The sequence below is a fragment of the Aureispira anguillae genome (assembly GCF_026000115.1).
In the GTDB taxonomy this organism is placed as follows: Bacteria; Bacteroidota; Bacteroidia; order Chitinophagales; family Saprospiraceae; genus Aureispira; species Aureispira anguillae.
Genome location: NZ_AP026867.1, coordinates 4,580,246 through 4,598,693 on the forward strand (window position 1 = coordinate 4,580,246; position 18,448 = coordinate 4,598,693).

Annotated in this window: 12 protein-coding genes; 5 read left to right on the forward strand and 7 right to left on the reverse strand. The window is 34.9% G+C overall.

What is annotated here, in order from left to right; genetic code table 11:
- Positions 1–10: 10 nt before the first annotated feature.
- From AsAng_RS18100 to AsAng_RS18115, 4 genes are all read right to left on the reverse strand, one after another.
- Entirely contained in the window at positions 11–442 is a 432-nt protein-coding gene (locus AsAng_RS18100; RefSeq protein ID WP_264788501.1) for a tetratricopeptide repeat protein, read from the reverse strand.
- A 259-nt stretch (positions 443–701) separates the two neighbouring features.
- Positions 702–2,384: a mechanosensitive ion channel family protein gene (locus AsAng_RS18105; RefSeq protein ID WP_264788502.1), complete on the reverse strand. Its 1,683-nt coding sequence runs from the start codon at positions 2,382–2,384 to the stop codon at positions 702–704.
- Positions 2,385–2,552: 168 nt separating this feature from the next.
- The gene (locus tag AsAng_RS18110; RefSeq protein ID WP_264788503.1) at positions 2,553–3,023 is read right to left on the reverse strand and encodes a hypothetical protein; all 471 of its coding nucleotides are present in this window, start codon (positions 3,021–3,023) and stop codon (positions 2,553–2,555) included.
- A 199-nt stretch (positions 3,024–3,222) separates the two neighbouring features.
- Positions 3,223–3,657, reverse strand: a complete 435-nt coding sequence (locus AsAng_RS18115; RefSeq protein WP_264788504.1) for a (4Fe-4S)-binding protein — start codon at positions 3,655–3,657, stop codon at positions 3,223–3,225.
- Positions 3,658–4,071: 414 nt separating this feature from the next.
- Between AsAng_RS18115 and AsAng_RS18120 the strand changes: the two genes are divergently transcribed.
- Together AsAng_RS18120 and AsAng_RS18125 are read left to right on the forward strand one after the other, a co-directional pair.
- On the forward strand, positions 4,072–4,359 hold the full coding sequence (locus AsAng_RS18120; RefSeq protein ID WP_264788505.1) for a hypothetical protein: 288 nt from the start codon (positions 4,072–4,074) through the stop codon (positions 4,357–4,359).
- A 672-nt stretch (positions 4,360–5,031) separates the two neighbouring features.
- A complete protein-coding gene (locus AsAng_RS18125; protein WP_264788506.1) occupies positions 5,032–7,158 on the forward strand; it encodes a M43 family zinc metalloprotease in 2,127 nt (708 codons plus the stop codon).
- A 474-nt stretch (positions 7,159–7,632) separates the two neighbouring features.
- On the opposite strand, the gene AsAng_RS18130 is transcribed toward AsAng_RS18125, so the two are convergent.
- Positions 7,633–10,923, reverse strand: a complete 3,291-nt coding sequence (locus tag AsAng_RS18130) for a T9SS type A sorting domain-containing protein (protein ID WP_264788507.1) — start codon at positions 10,921–10,923, stop codon at positions 7,633–7,635.
- Positions 10,924–12,297: 1,374 nt separating this feature from the next.
- Here AsAng_RS18130 and AsAng_RS18135 point away from each other — a divergent pair.
- Positions 12,298–12,825 (forward strand): RNA polymerase sigma factor, encoded by a 528-nt coding sequence (locus AsAng_RS18135; RefSeq protein ID WP_264788508.1) that lies wholly within the window; start codon positions 12,298–12,300, stop codon positions 12,823–12,825.
- Between the two features lie 458 nt (positions 12,826–13,283).
- On the opposite strand, the gene AsAng_RS18140 is transcribed toward AsAng_RS18135, so the two are convergent.
- Complete coding sequence (locus tag AsAng_RS18140; protein ID WP_264788509.1) at positions 13,284–14,321, reverse strand: tetratricopeptide repeat protein; 1,038 nt, start codon at positions 14,319–14,321, stop codon at positions 13,284–13,286.
- 617 nt (positions 14,322–14,938) lie between these two features.
- Here AsAng_RS18140 and AsAng_RS18145 point away from each other — a divergent pair.
- Together AsAng_RS18145 and AsAng_RS18150 are read left to right on the forward strand one after the other, a co-directional pair.
- Entirely contained in the window at positions 14,939–15,376 is a 438-nt protein-coding gene (locus AsAng_RS18145; RefSeq protein ID WP_264788510.1) for a hypothetical protein, read from the forward strand.
- Positions 15,377–15,545: 169 nt separating this feature from the next.
- Positions 15,546–15,902: a hypothetical protein gene (locus tag AsAng_RS18150; RefSeq protein ID WP_264788511.1), complete on the forward strand. Its 357-nt coding sequence runs from the start codon at positions 15,546–15,548 to the stop codon at positions 15,900–15,902.
- A 258-nt stretch (positions 15,903–16,160) separates the two neighbouring features.
- Here AsAng_RS18150 and AsAng_RS18155 read toward each other — a convergent pair whose 3' ends face one another.
- Positions 16,161–18,182 carry a T9SS type A sorting domain-containing protein gene (locus AsAng_RS18155; protein ID WP_264788512.1) on the reverse strand — a complete coding sequence of 674 codons (2,022 nt, stop codon included), beginning with the start codon at positions 18,180–18,182 and terminating at the stop codon, positions 16,161–16,163.
- Positions 18,183–18,448: the final 266 nt, after the last annotated feature.

The window sequence follows — 18,448 nt, forward strand, 5'->3', positions numbered from 1 at the left end:
GTGATAATTGTTATTGTTTTTGTTGAAAAAACGCCCAATATTTGGGGTCTTCATCGTCAAAAATAGCCGCTCCGTCCACCTTAAATGCCTGTTCAAATTCAGTTCTTGCTGCCTCCTTTTCGTCCAATTCAAAATAGCATTGCGCCAACCTAAAATGCAAAAAAGGATTCCCTGCTCCTTCAGGAAACGCTTTTGCCTTGTTTAGATTCTCCACCCCTCCTTTATAATTTTGAACCTGAAAATTAATATCTCCAATGCAAACCAATAACCAAGTTCCAGCAGGATATTGTGTTTTGGGAGCAGGCAATAAATCAAAAGCTTTCCAAAAACGCTTAAGCGCAGGGCGATACTTTCCTTCATCCATATAGGCATCCCCTCGATCACATAATTCTTCTATTCTATCAAATACTTCATCGCCTGGATAATCGTCCTTCATATTCATTGTTTATTTTGGTTCTTTGGCAAGTTTTGTAATAAGATCTTAACAATTATAGTATATAAAACTATAGCCGTCGTAAGTTATTAAGTAGAAAGTCGTATATTTTTATTTTGATCATAAAGAACATACGACTTTCTACTTAATAATTTATAGCCCATTCACGACTACAAAAGGTAATCTTTCCCTTTTAGTATTCCACACAACTTGTTATTGAACCTTTATTTTTTATTAATAACACCGCAAGATAACACTATCTCTGTCCTCAAAGTCCTGCATCTGGATATTTCTTACTAAAATCAGCTAAAAACTGCTGCATTTGTTGATCGGCATCCGATAATTCAGCTTTTCCGTAATTTGGCATTTGTCCTTTTTTTTCTGGCATGCTCTCTATATAAACAGAGGTAGAAGGAAAAGCAATGTGTACATTCATCGCTTCTGCCAAATTTAGAATACCAAAAATAAGTTCTTCCTTTAGTGCCAAATCAGTAGCATAATCTGTCGTATTAAAATAGACAACAAACATAATATCTAAAGAAGAGTCCCCCATATTATTAAGATGGATAAATGAAACATCATTTTTAGTTTTGGGATGCAGTTGATTCATCTCTCTCAAACCTTCTACAAACTTTTGAATTAAGGCGGGTGGCGTATAATAAGCAACTCCTATTGTTGTATTAAAACGGCGAAATTGAAGGCTACCTATATTATTAACCGTCATATCAACTAAAGCACCATTGGGAACAGAAATCAGAGAGCTATCTGGCGTTCGAATCCGAGTAGAGCGAAAACCAATATCTTCAACCGTTCCAACAATTTCTCCACTACTAATAAAATCGCCCAATTGGAATGGACGATCCGCATAAATCATCATAGAACCAATCAAATGCTTGACCGTATCTTGTGCTGCTAACGCTACTGCCAAACCTCCAATAGACAAACCCGCAATTAGTGCCGTCAAATCCACATTAAAGACATCCAATACATGAATACTCCCTCCTATTACAATCATTGCTTTTAGTATTCGAATAAAAATAGGCAATAATTGATCGTCAGAGGTACTATTGGTTTTTTCTACTATTTTTTCAAAATACGAACGAGCCAACTCTACAGCATTTAAGAGCACCAAAACCGCACAAATGGTATTAAATACACGAAGGAAAGTCAAAAAATAATAGCTGATCCAAACTGGTAGCATCAAAACAGGAATGACAATAAAAATAACATAGGCAACTACCATATAACTAATAATATGCGATATTTTTGTAATCACAGTAGGGTCAAAATGATTGCGTCCCAGTTTGGTATTCGCCAATATCTTAAACAGTATATTTAATAGTCTCCAAATAATAAAATTAAGAAGAATGGCAACCAGTCCTAAAACCAAAATAGCCAGATATTGCCAGCTCTTTAATCCTAAAAAAGTTGCCCCTCCCTGCGGAAGCAATTGCAACAAAAGATGACTTCCTAATGGATACACCGACCGATGTAGTGCTGGAATTTGCTCTATAGTAGTGGGATCATATCGCCAATAATTGGCATACTTTCGAGTCCGTTTATTTTTTCCAATTAATGGTCGAGTAATATAAACTTCTGGTAAATCATTCGGAAAAAGAACATAAACGGCATTGCCATTTGTTGAATCAATGTAATCAGGATTATCAGGAATCAAATCCTCTCGAACAATCAAGCCCTTTCCGTCAAATATTTGTTTTAACTTAATTGCATAATCTCGCGTTTCATCCGTTATTTTTTTCTTATTACCAACCAGTGCCTTAGCAGCTTGGTCCAAATCATAATGCTCCTCATTTAGATAATAAATATGTTGATGCGCAACCTCTTGTGGCGTTGACAAGTCACCAACAGGTGATTCTTGTTCTAACTGAGCTAGCATAGATGTTAACCCTAAAAAATAAAAGATCCCTATAATAAAAATATTACGTAACATTCTCAACTGAATTATAGACTGTAGATAAATGGCTAAAACAAAAAAGCTTTCTAATTACTTAGAAAGCTTGTAGGACACAAAGGTCTATATTTTAAAATAAAAACAGTATATAAATGATTAGATTATTCTCTAATTTTGCTTAATTAAAAGTTTTCCTTACTGCTCTTTTTAATCCTCAGAATAGTACGTGGCATCTTCTAAGATATACAACAAACGAAAGGGGTCATATTCTTGATCGTTTGTTGTTCTGTTAATACGAAGTGTTCCTTCTAAAACAATAGGCTTATCCATTCTATAAATAATAGGATTTTTAGCCACAATTTCGATTACAGACTCTGGTCCAGCCGCTCCACAAAAGTAACAAGAACTATAAGAAAATTTAGATAAAGTCATTCGCCCTTTTGTTAAGTCCGCAGGAATAATAAATCCTTTTAAATGAATCTTTTTGCCATCTAATTTTAAGATTTTTTTGCCAAAAGTAGGCGTATTGGTAAAATTTTCTGTTACTGGATCAAATTTACTCTTAACTGTTACGTCCATCATGTTTTCCCAATAATTAACCACAGTCTTTTTTTTCTGTGCATTTATTTGAATAGAATAAGCAAAAACAACAGTCAATAGCAATAGTATTTTTTTCATTTGTTTGAATATTAGCTTAGAAATGTAGGGGAATGATAACCCTCTAGTCCTAGGTTTGGTATCTCTTTTATAAGATGAATTACTTTTGGTCTTTGCACAAAAGTATAAAAAAATAGTGCCAGTTTTTATTTTTCTTTCCTTCTGTGCAAGAACTAATCTCTATTTCTGTTTCTAATAATTTCCATTTCTATGCTTTGTCCTACTCTAACGAATCTCTAAAATCAACTTTTACATGCGAGCCGTCACAATAAGGCTTATTCGCAGAACTTCCACAACGACAAAAAGCAGTCGTCTTATTTTTAGTTGTTGTATTTCCATTTTGATCTGTTACTTTTAATGTACCATAGACCAATAAAGGACCATTAGGCAGCACCTCTACCTTTGTTTCTAAGCTTTCTTCTTCTTGATCTTCCTCCCCATTCATATAATAACTAAGCGCCCCTGATGGACATTTCCTAACTTGATTTTTAAGCTCTTCGGTCGTTGCTTGCTCTAGCTGAATCCATGGTTTCTCATTGGGTTTATAAACCTGTGGCAATGCCTTTACACACTCTGCTGCATGAATACATTTTTGAGGTTGCCATACAATTGTGATTTCATTATTAGAATATTTTTTTTTAATAATCTTATCCATAATGCTATTATTTTAATTGACTAAAATAGAATTAGTTAAGTATTTTTTTTCACTAACCACAAGAACTAAGTTAAAAAAATTTTATTTCACAATAATACAAAATAACACTTTTTATATCGAGACAACATATACCCTTAACAATAATAATAGGCGAATAACATCCAACAAAAAATTAAAACTTCTTTCATTTATTAAATAATTAAAATCACCATTGGTAATACTATTCTAAATCAACTCATATAATAATAGATCTAAATAAAGACAGAAAGACTGATTGAATATTAATGCAACTCATAATTTTTGCCATTACAAGATATCCAAATTGCTATCAAATCGTCAACATACCCACAAAATGGCATATTAATTGGCTATCTCCTTTTCAATCAATTATATAATTAACAATTATTTTAAAATATGAATAAACGATTAATCGTTGTTTCATTTTCCATCTGTATGTTAACGGCTTATACCTCTTACAATCAAACAGCTATTCAAAACAATGTTTTAACAGAAGAAAATGGCAGCACTCTATATCATCAAGATAGCTCTATAGCTCCAACAGATAGTTTAGCACTCAAAAAAATCCGCCTAACAACAACGCAAAGCAATAGATACTCTCGTTATAAGGATTTGCAGAAAGAGAAAGAAAGGCGAAAAAAAATTAGAGAAAAATACAAAAAAGAGAAATCAACCAAAAACTAAAACGGCTACCTCATGACCATGAACGCAAGTAAAACGAACGGAACAATACTAGCTCACAAGGAATCATGATTAAATTTTAGGTTTCATTGGTTGGAAATAGAGCATATTCTATTTTCCTAATTTTACAGTTGCTATTGTACGAACAATCGGTAATTTTATACTAAAAAACACAATAGCAACAAACAAAATTTTTAATGGAATTATCCTTTATCATTAAAACAAAACACGGTTACAAATAAAAATTTTAACCAACTAAGCATTCACCAAATAAAGGCGAAATGTACAATCTAAATTTAACATTTTTTAACCATTATCAAGACTATTTTCAATATTTTATCCTTATTTACCTTACTAAAAATTAAGGTTAGACTACTTTTTTTTGAAAAAACATCAAACAAAATAATATTCTACAAAACACAAAAACAACACTCCAAAAAATTACGAAAAACAAAAATAACAATCAGAAATCAAAATATTATTTTAAAACTAATAAAAAAACCGATAGTAAATTTTAATCTAAACTCAAGCGTATACACCTGATGAACTGCTCTTTTGAGTGTCAGTTTTTTTGAAATATTATTTTGTCGGAAACCAACTTTCTATCTAACATTGTGTGTGCTTCTGCAGAGCGTCAATTCAATTCACACTCAAAAACACGTTAAAATGTTTGGTATGAGAAAATATGGAGCAGTACTGGGAATTTGCTCTTTTTTACTAGGTTCAATTAATGCCCAACACAATCACACCCACACACCTGGGCGGTCTTGTTATGCTCATGATAAACTCCAAGAGCAATTGCAACAAGACCCTGCAATGCAACAACGTATGCGTACACTAGAAGACGCAACACAACGTTATATCCAAGATCACGGGCAAGCCCGTTCAACTCAAACTCGCTCAATACCTGTTTATGTACATGTAATCTACAATAATAGCCAAGAAAATATAAGTGACGCACAAATACAATCACAACTAGATCAATTAAATGCAGACTATGCAGGCACCAATTCAGATTATAATCCACCTTCTGATTTTGCCGCTGTAGCCTCTGGTAATACAGGTATCCAATTTACCTTAGCAGGAATTACCAGAAAGCAAAGCTCAAAAACATCTTGGGGGACAAATGATGCTATGAAAAAAACAACACAAGGTGGTGTTGCTCCGATTACTCCATCTACGCATCTAAATATGTGGGTATGTAATATAGGAGGAGGAATTTTAGGATATGCTCAATTCCCTGGTGGCTCTTCTAGTACTGATGGGGTTGTTATGTCTCCTCAATATTTTGGAAGTAACAATTATGGAAGTGGCTTTTATCTATCAGCACCTTTTGACAAAGGGCGTACCACTACTCATGAAGTTGGTCACTATCTAAATCTTCGCCACATTTGGGGAGATGGTGGTTGTAGCGTAGACGACTATGTAGATGACACACCAATTGCAGGTTCACCCAACTACGGTTGTCCTAGTTCATCCACAAACTCTTGTAGTGGAGGATTAAGAGATATGTATATGAACTATATGGACTATGTTGATGACAATTGCATGTTCATGTTCTCTGCTGGTCAAGCAACCAGAATGTGGGCTTGCCTAAATACTAGTCGTAGTAGTTTGGGTACAGCTGGCTCTGGCGGCGGCGGCGGTGGCGGCGGCAGCACTTGTAGTGACAATGAAGTAACACTAAACTTAAATTTTGACAATTATGCTTCTGAAACTTCTTGGACACTAAAAAATAGTGCTGGTCAAACGCTTTATTCAGGAAATGGTTATTCTAATGGCGACAATGCCATTACAGAAACATTCTGTTTACCTGATGGTTGTTATGACTTTACAATCAATGATAGCTATGGGGACGGCATTTGCTGTTCGTATGGTTCTGGTTCTTACAATTTAGCAGAGGGAAGTACAACGCTAGCTAGTGGCGCTTCGTTCACTTCTACAGAAACCAAACAAATTTGCGTTGGCTCTGGTTCTGGTGGAGGAACTGGCGGAGGAGGAGGAACTCCTTCTACTACACAAATTATGGGAGATTACTTTGAGTCTAGTTTTGGTAACTGGAACGATGGAGGTTCTGATTGTTTCCGTTATACTGGAAGTTATTCTTACGAGGGCAATTCTTCTATCCGTTTGCGTGACAACTCAGGAATCGCCTCAGCTATGACCTCTGATGCTTTTGATGCTAGTCCTTATGATCAAGTTACTGTTGAGTTCTATTTCTACGCTAATAGCATGGAGTCAGGAGAAGATTTCATCGTAAGTTATTACAATGGTAGTTCTTGGGCAACTGTAGGGTCTTATGCTAGTGGCTCAGACTTTAACAATGGTCAATTCTACTCCGTAACCATAACATTAGACAAAGCAAACCATAACTTAAGTGCGAACTCTATGCTTCGTATCCAATGCGATGCAAGTGCTAATGCAGATCAAGTATATATCGATCAGGTTATCGTAACGGGTTCTACTGGCAGTGCTCGCACTTCTGGCAACACTATATCTCAACTTAATGGAACCTCTAAAGGCAATAGTACTACTGCTTTAAGTATTATAGATGAACTAGAAATGGAAATGAATTTATATCCAAATCCTGCTATTAGTTCATTAAATATTGAGTTGTTAAACCACGAAGGAACTTGTGTTGGGCGCATTATAGATGCAACAGGCAAAACACTATGGACTGGTGATATTGAGACTGGTAATAACACCATCAATTTAGACCAATTATCTACTGGTATTTACTACTTCAGTGCTGTTAAATCAGATGGAACGATTATGACTAAGAAATTTATCAAAAAAGGCTAATCGTTAACTATAACGCATTTTAAATATTAACCGTTGTAAGAGGCTGTCTGAAAAGGCAGTCTCTTTTTGTTTTAACTAGAACGACCTCTAGCCTAGCTTATCACACTTTATTAATACCCCAACAAGATACAAAACAGACTGAATGTGCTTATGTTTCAGGTATCAACAGTTACAGCAAGTGCTTTCCTTGACTAACCATTCGTTATAATCAAAATTGATTATAAGTTTTTTGGTCGCTAAGTTGAGTATTAGCAAACGGAATCCTACAAGCGCATAAGTGCTAGTCCACTAACGGGGTAAGCTTACATAGCCATAGTTACGACATGCCATTAGGGGTAAAAAGATAACTTAAACTAGTTTTGTGGTATCTAGGGCACTAAATTGCAGTAAATAAAAAAGGAGCCCAACCAAGTTGAGCCCCCTTCTAAACTATTTTTAATACTTCATAAGAAAACTTACAAAGTAATATTATTATTAGTCTGTAATAATTAATTTTTGAGTCTTGATTAACTCACCATTTGCTCCCTTAAGAACAACAAAGTAAGTGCTACTAGACCAACCATTAACCATCACTTCTAAGCTACCTTCAGCATTTAAGTTCCCTCTATTGTATACAGGTTTACCGTTATTGTCTAAAATAGATAGGCTAACAGCTTTTTCGCTAGTTTGGTATCTTACCTGAACTAATGAAGAAGCAGGATTAGGATAAACGCTCAACATAGGTGCAAGCGCTAAAGGTGATGTAGGAGCAAGTGGATTCATTCCACAACCATTCAATACAAAATTGGTAGCACAGTTAACACCACAACCATTCGCATCTGTTACATTAACAATATGTTGTCCAGCATTTAAGCCTGTGAAAACACCTGTTCCGTTAGAATAAGTAGTTGCTGTTGAGAAGTTTGCTAAATCAATTACATAAGGAGCTGTTCCTCCTGTTACTGCTAATGTTGCAGTACCATCATTACCATTACAAGTTTCATCAGTACTAGAAGCCAAATTCACACTAATAGGAGCAGGTTCAGTAACAGTTACACTAACTGTGTCAGCACATCCATCTGCATTGGTTACAATAGCAGTATAAGTACCTGCACAAAGGTTTCCTATTGTTGCTCCTGTCATACCATTATCCCATGCAATTGTATAAGTATTGCTATTATCAGAAGTTGTTACACTAGCTGTTCCGTTACAATCTCCACTACATAATGGAGAAGTGCTTGTTGCTGAAGCAACAAAACCAACTGTACCAGGAATAACAATTGTAGTATCATAAACACAGTAGTTGATGTCACAAACACTAAACGTATACGTTCCAGCAGCTAGACCTGTAAACGTTGGGCTGCTTTGAGATTGTCCATTAATATAGTACAAGAAACCTGGAGTTCCTCCTGTTGCAGTCAACGTAATGCTACCATCTGCTAGACCACAAGTTGCAGCAGTAATAGAAGCAACGCCTATGCTAATTAGGTCTGGCTCATTTACAGTATCCACTACGGTCTGTGTACAACCATTTGCATCTGTTACCGTTACACTATAAACACCTGATCCAAGGTTAGTAAAAGAACCTGTAGATTGGAAGTTTACTCCATCAATAGAATAAGTATATGGAGTTGTTCCTCCTGTTGCCGTTACAGTAATTGATCCATCCGAGTTGGTTGGGTCTACTGTATTTGTTGAATTAGAAGAACAAGATACATCGGTTGAAGTAGAAGACGCAGCAATAGCTGTAGGTTCAGTAACAACTACAGTAACCGTATCAGCACATCCATCTGCATTGGTTACAATAGCAGTATAAGTGCCTGCACAAAGATTTCCTATTGTTGCTCCTGTCATACCATTATCCCAAACAATACTAGCAGTTCCAGAACCTCCAGAAACAACTGTAGCCGTAGCAGTACCATCACAACTACCATGACAAGATACATTGGTAGCTGATCCAGCTGCTACAAGTGCAGGAGTACCAGGAATAACAATTGTAGTATCATAAACACAGTAGTTAATATCACAAACACTAAACGTGTATGTTCCAGCAGCTAAACCAGTAAACGTTGGGCTACTTTGAGATTGTCCATTAATGTAGTACAAGAAACCTGGGGTTCCTCCTGTTGCTGTTAAAGTAATGCTACCATTAGCTTGACCACAAGTTGCAGCAGTAACAGAAGCAACGCCTATGCTAATTGGGTCTGGTTCACCAACAGTATCTACCACCATTTGGCTACAACCATTGGCATCAATTACAATTGAAGTATACACTCCAGCGGCAAGATTAGTGAACGTATTTGAAGATTGGAAATTTGATCCATCAATAGAATAAAGATAAGGTGGAGTTCCTCCTGTTGCTGTTATTGTTAGCGATCCATCTGAATTTGTCGAATCTACTGTATTTAGCGAATTAGAAGAACAAGATACATCCGTTGTTGTGGATGTTATTGTTAATGGAGTTACATTACCACCAATAACAAAAGTATGCCCTGAACAAGCAGGCGTACAACCATTGGCATCTGCAACCCAAACATTATAGGTTCCCGCAGTCAATGTTGTAAAGGTTCCAGTAGTGTTAGAAAAGAAATCTCCTGTTGTCCAGTTTACCAATTGGTAAGTATATGGCGCAACACCATTGCTAGCAGACAATACAGCAACACCATCATTGTTAGAACAGGTTAAATCAGTTGTAGAAACAACAGTAACATCTATACTATCACAGACGACAGGTTGTACATCAATAGTAAAGGTATATGTATTCTGACCAACAATAGGACAATAATCATCCAATACCGTTACGGTAAAAGAATGCGTTCCTACATCTGCCGCTGTTGGTGTCCAACAAAATGTTCCTACTGCATGAGGTGCTCCTGCGCTAGAAAAAGTAGCTCCTGCGATAGCATTATTCCAAGTCAAAGAAGTAGATTGGTTAGCATCTACATCATTAGAATTCATGTTAAAGCATAGTTGAGTTCCTACGGTAGCAGTAGTAGAATAATCTGTTGTATTATCAATACCACTTAGTGTTGGCACATTGTTCGAACAAGGAATTGCTGTAAACTGAATATCACGAACGATCTCTCCAATCATTACACCATTTCTATATTCCTGTACTGCAACGCAAATTACGCCAACCTGAGCCATGCTAGGAGTAAAAGAAATAGCTCCTGTTGCTGGATCTATAGTAACTCCATTTGTAGTAGCCAAAGGTGTTGCTGCACTAAAACCTGCACCATAATTTACAGGCGTATTGGCTCCATCTAAACAGCTAACCAAAGAGTAAACTAAATTATCTCCATCTGCATCAGATGCACCATGGTTGTAAAAAACAGGCTGACCGATACAACCAAAAGGCACTGGGTTATTTGTAAAAACAGGAGAATTATTACACAAGGTAGCATCTGAAATCTGAGCCTCGACATAAATTCTTTCATTTCCAGGGCTATTTAAAGTTGTAATAGCATTGTTTCGACAACAAGTAGAATGACTCAATGTTATATTGGTACATCCTGTAGGTAAGGTAAGTATTGTCTGGTATTTATGCTCTTCAATACCATAAATCCCATTTCCTCCATTACAAGCTGTTCCAACAATCCCTTGGCAAGAGGGTGTAATTTCTTGCATGCTCACTTTTTGTAATGTCAGAGTGCCAGATCCACAAGCTGCTGCCCAACTAACACGAGGAGATGAAGGAGCAGAAATTCCGTTACAATCTCTGTAAAACGTTAAATTAATTTCATACTGATTGTTACCTATGCATTTATAGGTTAAATCCAAACCCATTGAATGGGTTGCGTTTGCTCTTGGGGAAAGGAGCATGAGTACCCCCCAACAACAAAGCAATTGTAAAATTTTTTTCGATGTTTTCTTAAACATGTTTTAGTGTATTTAAAGGTTCTAAATAAAAAAATAAATATGAGGTGGTAGTATAAATTTATTACTGTAGTTAACTAAACAATATCCTTTGACAATAGTAATATGTGCTTAAAACAATAAGCTTTAAGCAATACATATAATTCTATTCTCAAATGAAAGTGTTAAGAGTATGGTGTACAACTATTATTAGTCGAAAAGTATAATTTTGCAAAGAAATAGGACGTATAATGATGAGATTTTTGGAGTTACATATTTAATTAAGGGGATTTTTCTTGCTTCTATTTGCAATTATGACACAAAGGTAATTCTTTATTTTCACTTTTTTTAGAAAAATTTATTGTTAAATCGTATTTCCTTAATGAAGGTAGCTTTTTATCCCTTTTTTGGGCAGGACAAAAGTACATAATCATAGGCACTAACAAAACAATAAAATAATAACTATCAACAATTTATGTACATTAATATAGAACTTTTTTCCTCAAAAAAAAAGTTATTTATTTTTATTTTTTAAATATTTCAATAAAAATATTTTTATTAATCTATAAACTAAACAACTATGAGGTAAATTCTATAATAAAAGTACGAGCTTAGTAAACAAAGTGCTGCTTACAAGCAATAATAAAATTTTCTAAGCTAATTTAGATTAGAATGAACCAAGCAAGAAACAAGCTTTAAAGTATTTCCTCAGACCTCTCCCTCTTCTTAAGGAGCATTAACACTCCAATAGTTCTTAAAAAAAAGGAAAAAACAAACGCTTTTATTTCGTTCATTGTCAAAAAACTAGACAAAAGGGATAAAACAAGAAATAGCCCAGAGTAGGTTGCTCTGAGCTATTTGAATTTCGTAAGTTTGGTTATGACTTATCGAAAGCTGGTTATGTTTGTTCGTTACTTATAATAACGCAATTGACATGCCAAATAGTTTAGGTAAATACGTTAATAATAACTTAAAAAATACCTTTTCTTGAACTTCCTTGAAATCTCTATGACAAAATGCTTGCATATATTCCCTCTCTAGCTCTTTTTAATTCAAAAAATAAAATCTTAATAAGCGCTTTAAACTGTTAAACAGTGTTAATTATTGTTTTTTATACAATTTTGTAGAATTTCACACAAAACATTGACTTACAGTAAAATAACCTATACATTCAATGTACAAACATCTAATTCCGTTTAAACTAAAAGCGATAAAGGTTCAACAAAACTTGTTTTCTGTTGAACTTTTGTATATCTTTGTTTAAACAAATAGAGAGTATTATTACATACCATAAAAAAACGCAATATGTCAACGATTAATTTCAGTAGTGAAATCTCTAAACTAGAAAATGTACTCCACAACTTTGCATTTAAACTAACTAGAAATAACGAAGACTCTAAGGATCTTTATCAGGAGACTGCGTATAGAGCTCTAGTAAATCAAGATAAGTTTCGTGCTGGAACCAACATGAAAGCATGGTTATTTACTATAATGCGTAATATTTTTATCAATAACTACCGCAAAAAGATCAAGAAAAACACAATTCTTGATTCTACAGATAACCAATACTATCTAAATACAGGGGGACCGACCGTATTAAATGATGCCAACTCGGCTATAATGATGAATGAGTTGCAAGAGTTGGTTAATAAGTTAGACGATAGCATTCGCATTCCTTTTTTGATGCACTATTATGGCTACAAGTATCAAGAAATTGCAGATCAGTTAGACCTTCCCTTGGGAACTGTTAAGAGCCGTATTTTCTTTGCTCGTAAAGAATTAAAAAATGCGGTATTACTTAATTATAAAGGTGTTTTAGAAAGAACAGCATAAAATCATCTTTTTGCCAATTTGCAGAAGCTTTGCTTCAATACTTAGCAATAAGCCATCCCGAATTTTGATTGTATTCAATTGGGGATGGCTTATTTTTTTTCATTCTTGACAACTCGCAGGCTCAGGCAGCAACCACCTAAACCCAGCTATGCTAGCTCACATAAAGGCTAAGCCTACCAAGAATAAAGCCCGCATTAATAACAAAGCGAATCCTGAGGTAAATGCTAAAAAAGGGTAAGCTTTTAACTACTTTTTAGCTTCGCTGCTACTTATCCCTTTAGTGCGCTATCGCTTATGAGGGAGTTCAGTCAAGTCGTATGTCCTGTATTTACAGGAACTAAGCAGACGACTTACGACCCATAACTTATAAAAAAGTAGCAATAAGCAGACAAGATGTTTTCTATTCCAAACAAGTTGTCACCCCCCCTTTTTCAAAATATTATCATGAATATCTACTCTTAATCTTCATCTATTACATAATCTATCGTTCGAATTTTTGATATGTACTGAATAATTCGGTTCATAAAAGGAGCTGTGATGTGGTGGGCCAAAGAGGGTTTGTCAACCAATAAAATTTCATACATAACAAATTCCTCAACCATCTGATAATCCAAGCAAAGTCCAAAAGCATTCATTGCTGGATAATTGCGTGTATCATCTTTTTTTAAATTGGTATAGGTCATATAGGTGCCTATCGTTGCTTCCATTTCCTGTTGAAATAAATAATCAGTGACTTCCTGTTGTTCTTTTATATACTGATAATCGCTGTCGTAATTCCACACAGCCTTATACATTCCATAAGTTAACCAAATCCCGTCTGCTGTTACCACTACGGTTTCTCCATCTTTATAAATATACATTAACGGCTCAAATCCCCAATTTCTAAAATAAGTACGAGCATGTGAATCGTAAACCTCAACCAATCGCTTAATCAAACGAGGGTGATTTCGGTTGTAGATATGTGCCAATGTAAAAGTGTACAAGGCTGTATCTATCCTCCCCTGTTGAAGAAAAATTTCTGCCGAAAGCCAACGCGCCAAATAATCAATAGGATTCAATTCAATTGCTTTGTTTAACCATTTTAAAGCTTTATCATATTCTTTTTCTTCATAATAACTCTCTCCTATAAAAGTATGAATTTGTGCATTTTGGGGGCTTTTTTTTAGTATTTTTTGATAAAACTTACGTGCTTTTTCGTATTTTGGATGTTCTATATTAATCAATTCTAACGCCATCAATTTCCATTCTGCCTCTTGGGCAGATTCAGTATCTTTATATTCAAATTGATGTTCTCGACCATTAATTGATTTAATATAGGTTCCATGAGACAATATAGTACGATTTTTGCGGGGAATATCTCCGTATAACTGTTCTAATTCATATTGAGTTGGTGATGCCTCCATAAAAGTTAAAATCTCTAATGGAGTTGACAAATGAACTTGCGCAACACTAACATTAAATAAGAATAAGAAAATTGCAAATAAAGATGATTTCACGTAGCTTGAAAGATAATAAATGATATTAAAATTGCTATTTAATAGATTTTAAGTAAACGGGCATAAAAAAGTATGGGTAAAAAAACACCTATTTTTTAGTGCTAATCAAAGACAAAACTTTTTGATGAAGAGTAGTGCAAAAAGCGTTGTTTTTTCCTATAAATCATTGTGAACGGTTACTTATGATACTAAAAGTATGCTAAAATGTATAGTTTAGTTAATTAATACCCTGCTAATTTTATATTTCTTTGATAAAAAACATAAAAACGAACCTTGCATCAAACTGATAATCAATTTTTTAACATTTTAACCACCCCCAATACCTATTATTAATTATCAACTGGTAAGCACTTCTGCAATAATGTTAATACAATTCCCTGTGCTGCTAGGTTAGCTACTCGTTTACTTTGTTTAGCTCCGCTGCTACCACGTGAGTGTTACTCGTGAGCTCGGTTCTATGTGGTATCTAGCAAAGTACTATTAAACTGTTAATGAAATTGTTTAAAAATAGTACCGATTTTTAATTTTTTGAACGTATTTTGCAGTCTTTTAGTACACCAATACTACAAACTGCTCATTATAAAAATAAAATCTAATATAGAAATTAATTGAGTCTTATGGATGTTGATTTAGGTATAAATAAATTGGAACAACTGTTATTTCCCTTGGGATATCAACAGGACTTAACCCAATCTAAGCCTATCTTTTGGAAAAGGATACACCAAAATGACTTGCGAAGTCCTTATGCCTTTAGTTTGGTGATTGTTACATTAGATGAATTTACTGTTTTTATTGAGGGGCTAAACGAACCTCGATTAAAACGTGCTATTGATGCTGGTATTATAGAAATTAATTCTCCAGAAGATGTCGAAGCACTCAAAGAAATTGTGTTTGAAACGACCTTAGATAACCAACAAAAATTGGAAACGGTTCTGCCCTTCTTTGAGGAACAATTAAATACCATTGAATCAGAACCGATTTATACCAAAGCTTACAAACGAGCTTTAGCCAACATTGAGCTATTGATTGAAGCAGCCAATGAAGTTGAATATTAAGCAATTAAAAAAATTGCCTTCTATTTGTTTTTTTTCTAAATTTGCTTATTATTCGAAGCGTTAAACTTAAATTAAAAATAAAAAGAAACTTTTTAGTCCAAATCTTTGTATATATATTTGTATATTAAGATCATCTCTATAGTTTTAATCTTTTTTACCCAATCAAAATATGAAAATTCTTTTTGCCAAATACATTTGTTTACCTATTGTATGTTTTACAAGTGGTTATTCTTATCTTTTCCTAAGTAATCAATCCTTGATGCTTCACAAAGATTTGGCAAAGAATGCACCTAAAGAAAAACGAGTAGTTATTCATAATCAGAAAAATAATTCTACTCAAGTTGTATTTATTGCTCCTCCTCAAGATACTGCCCAGCAAAAAGAAGAATATACCAATAAGGACAAAAATATACTTCCAGATGTAGAGTTTTTAAAATTCTTAATCGATAAAAGCACAGAAGGTATTCCTGTACTAAAGTTTGATGGTTTCTCGGCTGTTTTTGGACGAAATATACAAATCTTCTAAACCAATGGTTCTATGAAGTTGTTAAAAAATGATCTTAACACCTACGATCCAACCATAGCAGCCATCGGATCGGCAGCTATTTTTAGCCCCGTAGCTTCCAGCTACGAAACAAAAAACGAGCTTTGCCCGATAACTACTAGCTTTGATCTCGAAAATCAACAACATTTTTAAACAACTTCTATTATAAAAAGAATGGCATTCAATCTATTTTGATTGAATGCCATTTTTAATGCAAAGAACATAGTTTTTGCTCCTTACTTATTTTTGTATGGTTATTTTTTGAACATCCCCTTCCACCGATAACCAATACATTCCATTTGCCCAAGTAGAGGTATTAAAAGTCAGCATTCTTTTATTGTTGCAATAAGTAGAGACTACTACCCGCCCTAAGGCATCCACTATCTGTATAGATGCTTTGCTATTGATGGTATTAGGAAGTTGAACATGAACTTGATCGCTTGCAGGATTAGGGTAAACAATCATTTTTTCATCTGGCGTTTGAATAGATAGTCCAGTTGTTGTTGTTGCCGTGATTTTCTGTACCATATTGGTCAGGCGATTTGTAAACCAAATGTTTCCTTCTGGACCAATTTTTATTCCTGTCAAGCCAGCAGCACCCGTTGATAGTTTCCCCAAATACGTTGCAGGATTAGCACTAATATCATAGATTCTGATGTCTCCATTGGCATAATCTCCAACAATTAAACGATCCCCAACCAAATCTATACCGCAAGGACGAACCAAACCTGTATCAATAACGGTTTCGGATACTACATTTTCCATTTCAGAATATTCGACAACCGCTTCTATTGGAGTCAATGCTGCTTTGACATTCCCTGTATTCGTATTCATACGCAATACTCGGTCATTGCCCGTATCTATAATATACAACCATCCATTCGATTTATTAAGAATAAGGTGACTTGGTACATCGCCATCTTTTGAAACCGTTACTTCTGTATAACGACGAATAATAGCATCTCCATGATACGATTGTCCTGGTCCATGATCTTCTACAAAATCATAATAAACAATATTGCTAGAGTTTCCGTCAAATACCCAATAGGCATTGTCCTTATGATGAGCGATCCCCATCCCATATGGTGTTTCGTGCAACATATCTAAGTGACTCCCATTTGTTCCAGGTCCCGCATTTTGTGCATAAATAGACATTTCACTAGACCAAAGCGTAGGGCCTGTAAATGGAGCTCCTCCATTGTGATTAGCATTATAAATTCCAGGTGAGCTGCCCCAGTTTCCATTGGTTCCAAATGCAAGTCCTGTTGGTAAAGACATAAAGTGCCAAGCATTGCCATCTCTTAGCCATTGGCTAGATTGTGTTGGTAGTCCTGCATCTGAAATAGTAACGGTAGATCCTCCTGTATTTGAGGCATCTTCATTGATTACCCAAAGTTCTTTTCTACTCAAAATAGAATGAAAATCTAAATCGGTCGGTTTGTTAATTTGATTGGCAGCAGTTGCTATCGTGCTATAAACAGGAGGCGCAGCTAAAAAATCATCTATAATATTAGGAATCGTCATTCCTTGATATACATTCAGTTGTTTGATGGTTGTATCATTACTTGGAAATAAATCGGCATTGCCATTGTTGATGTCATTTACCCAAATCTTTAATGTTTGTGCTCCCGTATTTTGAGGCGTCCATAGCGTAGAAAATACAATAGGATATTCTGCTGCTGTGGGAATATTAAGCCCAGTAAACGATTCTGTAACAACAGGCTCCGTTCCAACTTGATAACTCATATTTAGAGCGGTAATAACAGTAGAACTTGTATTTTTTAGACTACTTTGTAGTGTTATTGTTTCATTCGATCCTAACACAGGAAATGGGCTTTTTATCGTTCCCATCATAATATCATAGGTCAACAATGGAGCAAAAAAGGTACTTGATTCAGAGGCTCCAAAAGAACCTCCTGTTGCAACCGTAACTCCGTTAACAGTAACCGTATAAGACCCCGTTCCTTCTGAACAACAAATCCCATCGCCATAGCTATCCAATATCGTAAAGATCACCTGACTCCCTGTCGGCACACAAATACTTTCATTAATAGGGGTATTATTGTTGTTGGTATAAGGTCCTCCTGAAGCATAAATTGGTGTCCCCCCTACCCCTGTAAACCTCCAAGTTGTTTCAGAGCCAAAATTATCTGGAACAAGATTCAATAAAATCTCTGTTTCCCCCGATTGGCATTGGGCATAAACAAATTGTACTGTCCCTAAAGCAAATAGAAACGCTAAACATAAACTAAAAAGTTTCATAATTTATAAGTTATCAATTAAATAATAATAAATGGGGATGGTGCTTGACGGGATGTGTGCAAGATGAATATATTGTAATAAATCCATAAAGTCGACACAAAAAAAATCAATTATTTCAATTCTAACCTATTCCTATTTCACTTCCATCAACATCATTATTAAGTACATGGCAATCCAATACGCAAACGAACTCCATAACAATGAGTCACTTATGGGGTTTCACTTCGTTTATGCCACATTTTTTCTTTTTTTACTGTGAATGCTTG

Excerpts from the sequence above, each read along its gene's own strand:
- AsAng_RS18130 (WP_264788507.1), bottom strand. The coding sequence starts at position 10,923 with ATGGGTTTGGATTTAACCTATAAATGCATAGGTAACAATCAGTATGAA.
- AsAng_RS18155 (WP_264788512.1), bottom strand. The coding sequence starts at position 18,182 with ATGAAACTTTTTAGTTTATGTTTAGCGTTTCTATTTGCTTTAGGGACA.
- AsAng_RS18145 (WP_264788510.1), top strand. The coding sequence starts at position 14,939 with ATGGATGTTGATTTAGGTATAAATAAATTGGAACAACTGTTATTTCCC.
- AsAng_RS18115 (WP_264788504.1), bottom strand. The coding sequence starts at position 3,657 with ATGGATAAGATTATTAAAAAAAAATATTCTAATAATGAAATCACAATT.
- AsAng_RS18110 (WP_264788503.1), bottom strand. The coding sequence starts at position 3,023 with ATGAAAAAAATACTATTGCTATTGACTGTTGTTTTTGCTTATTCTATT.
- AsAng_RS18125 (WP_264788506.1), top strand. The coding sequence starts at position 5,032 with ATGAGAAAATATGGAGCAGTACTGGGAATTTGCTCTTTTTTACTAGGT.
- AsAng_RS18105 (WP_264788502.1), bottom strand. The coding sequence starts at position 2,384 with ATGTTACGTAATATTTTTATTATAGGGATCTTTTATTTTTTAGGGTTA.
- AsAng_RS18150 (WP_264788511.1), top strand. The coding sequence starts at position 15,546 with ATGAAAATTCTTTTTGCCAAATACATTTGTTTACCTATTGTATGTTTT.
- AsAng_RS18120 (WP_264788505.1), top strand. The coding sequence starts at position 4,072 with ATGAATAAACGATTAATCGTTGTTTCATTTTCCATCTGTATGTTAACG.
- AsAng_RS18135 (WP_264788508.1), top strand. The coding sequence starts at position 12,298 with ATGTCAACGATTAATTTCAGTAGTGAAATCTCTAAACTAGAAAATGTA.
- AsAng_RS18100 (WP_264788501.1), bottom strand. The coding sequence starts at position 442 with ATGAATATGAAGGACGATTATCCAGGCGATGAAGTATTTGATAGAATA.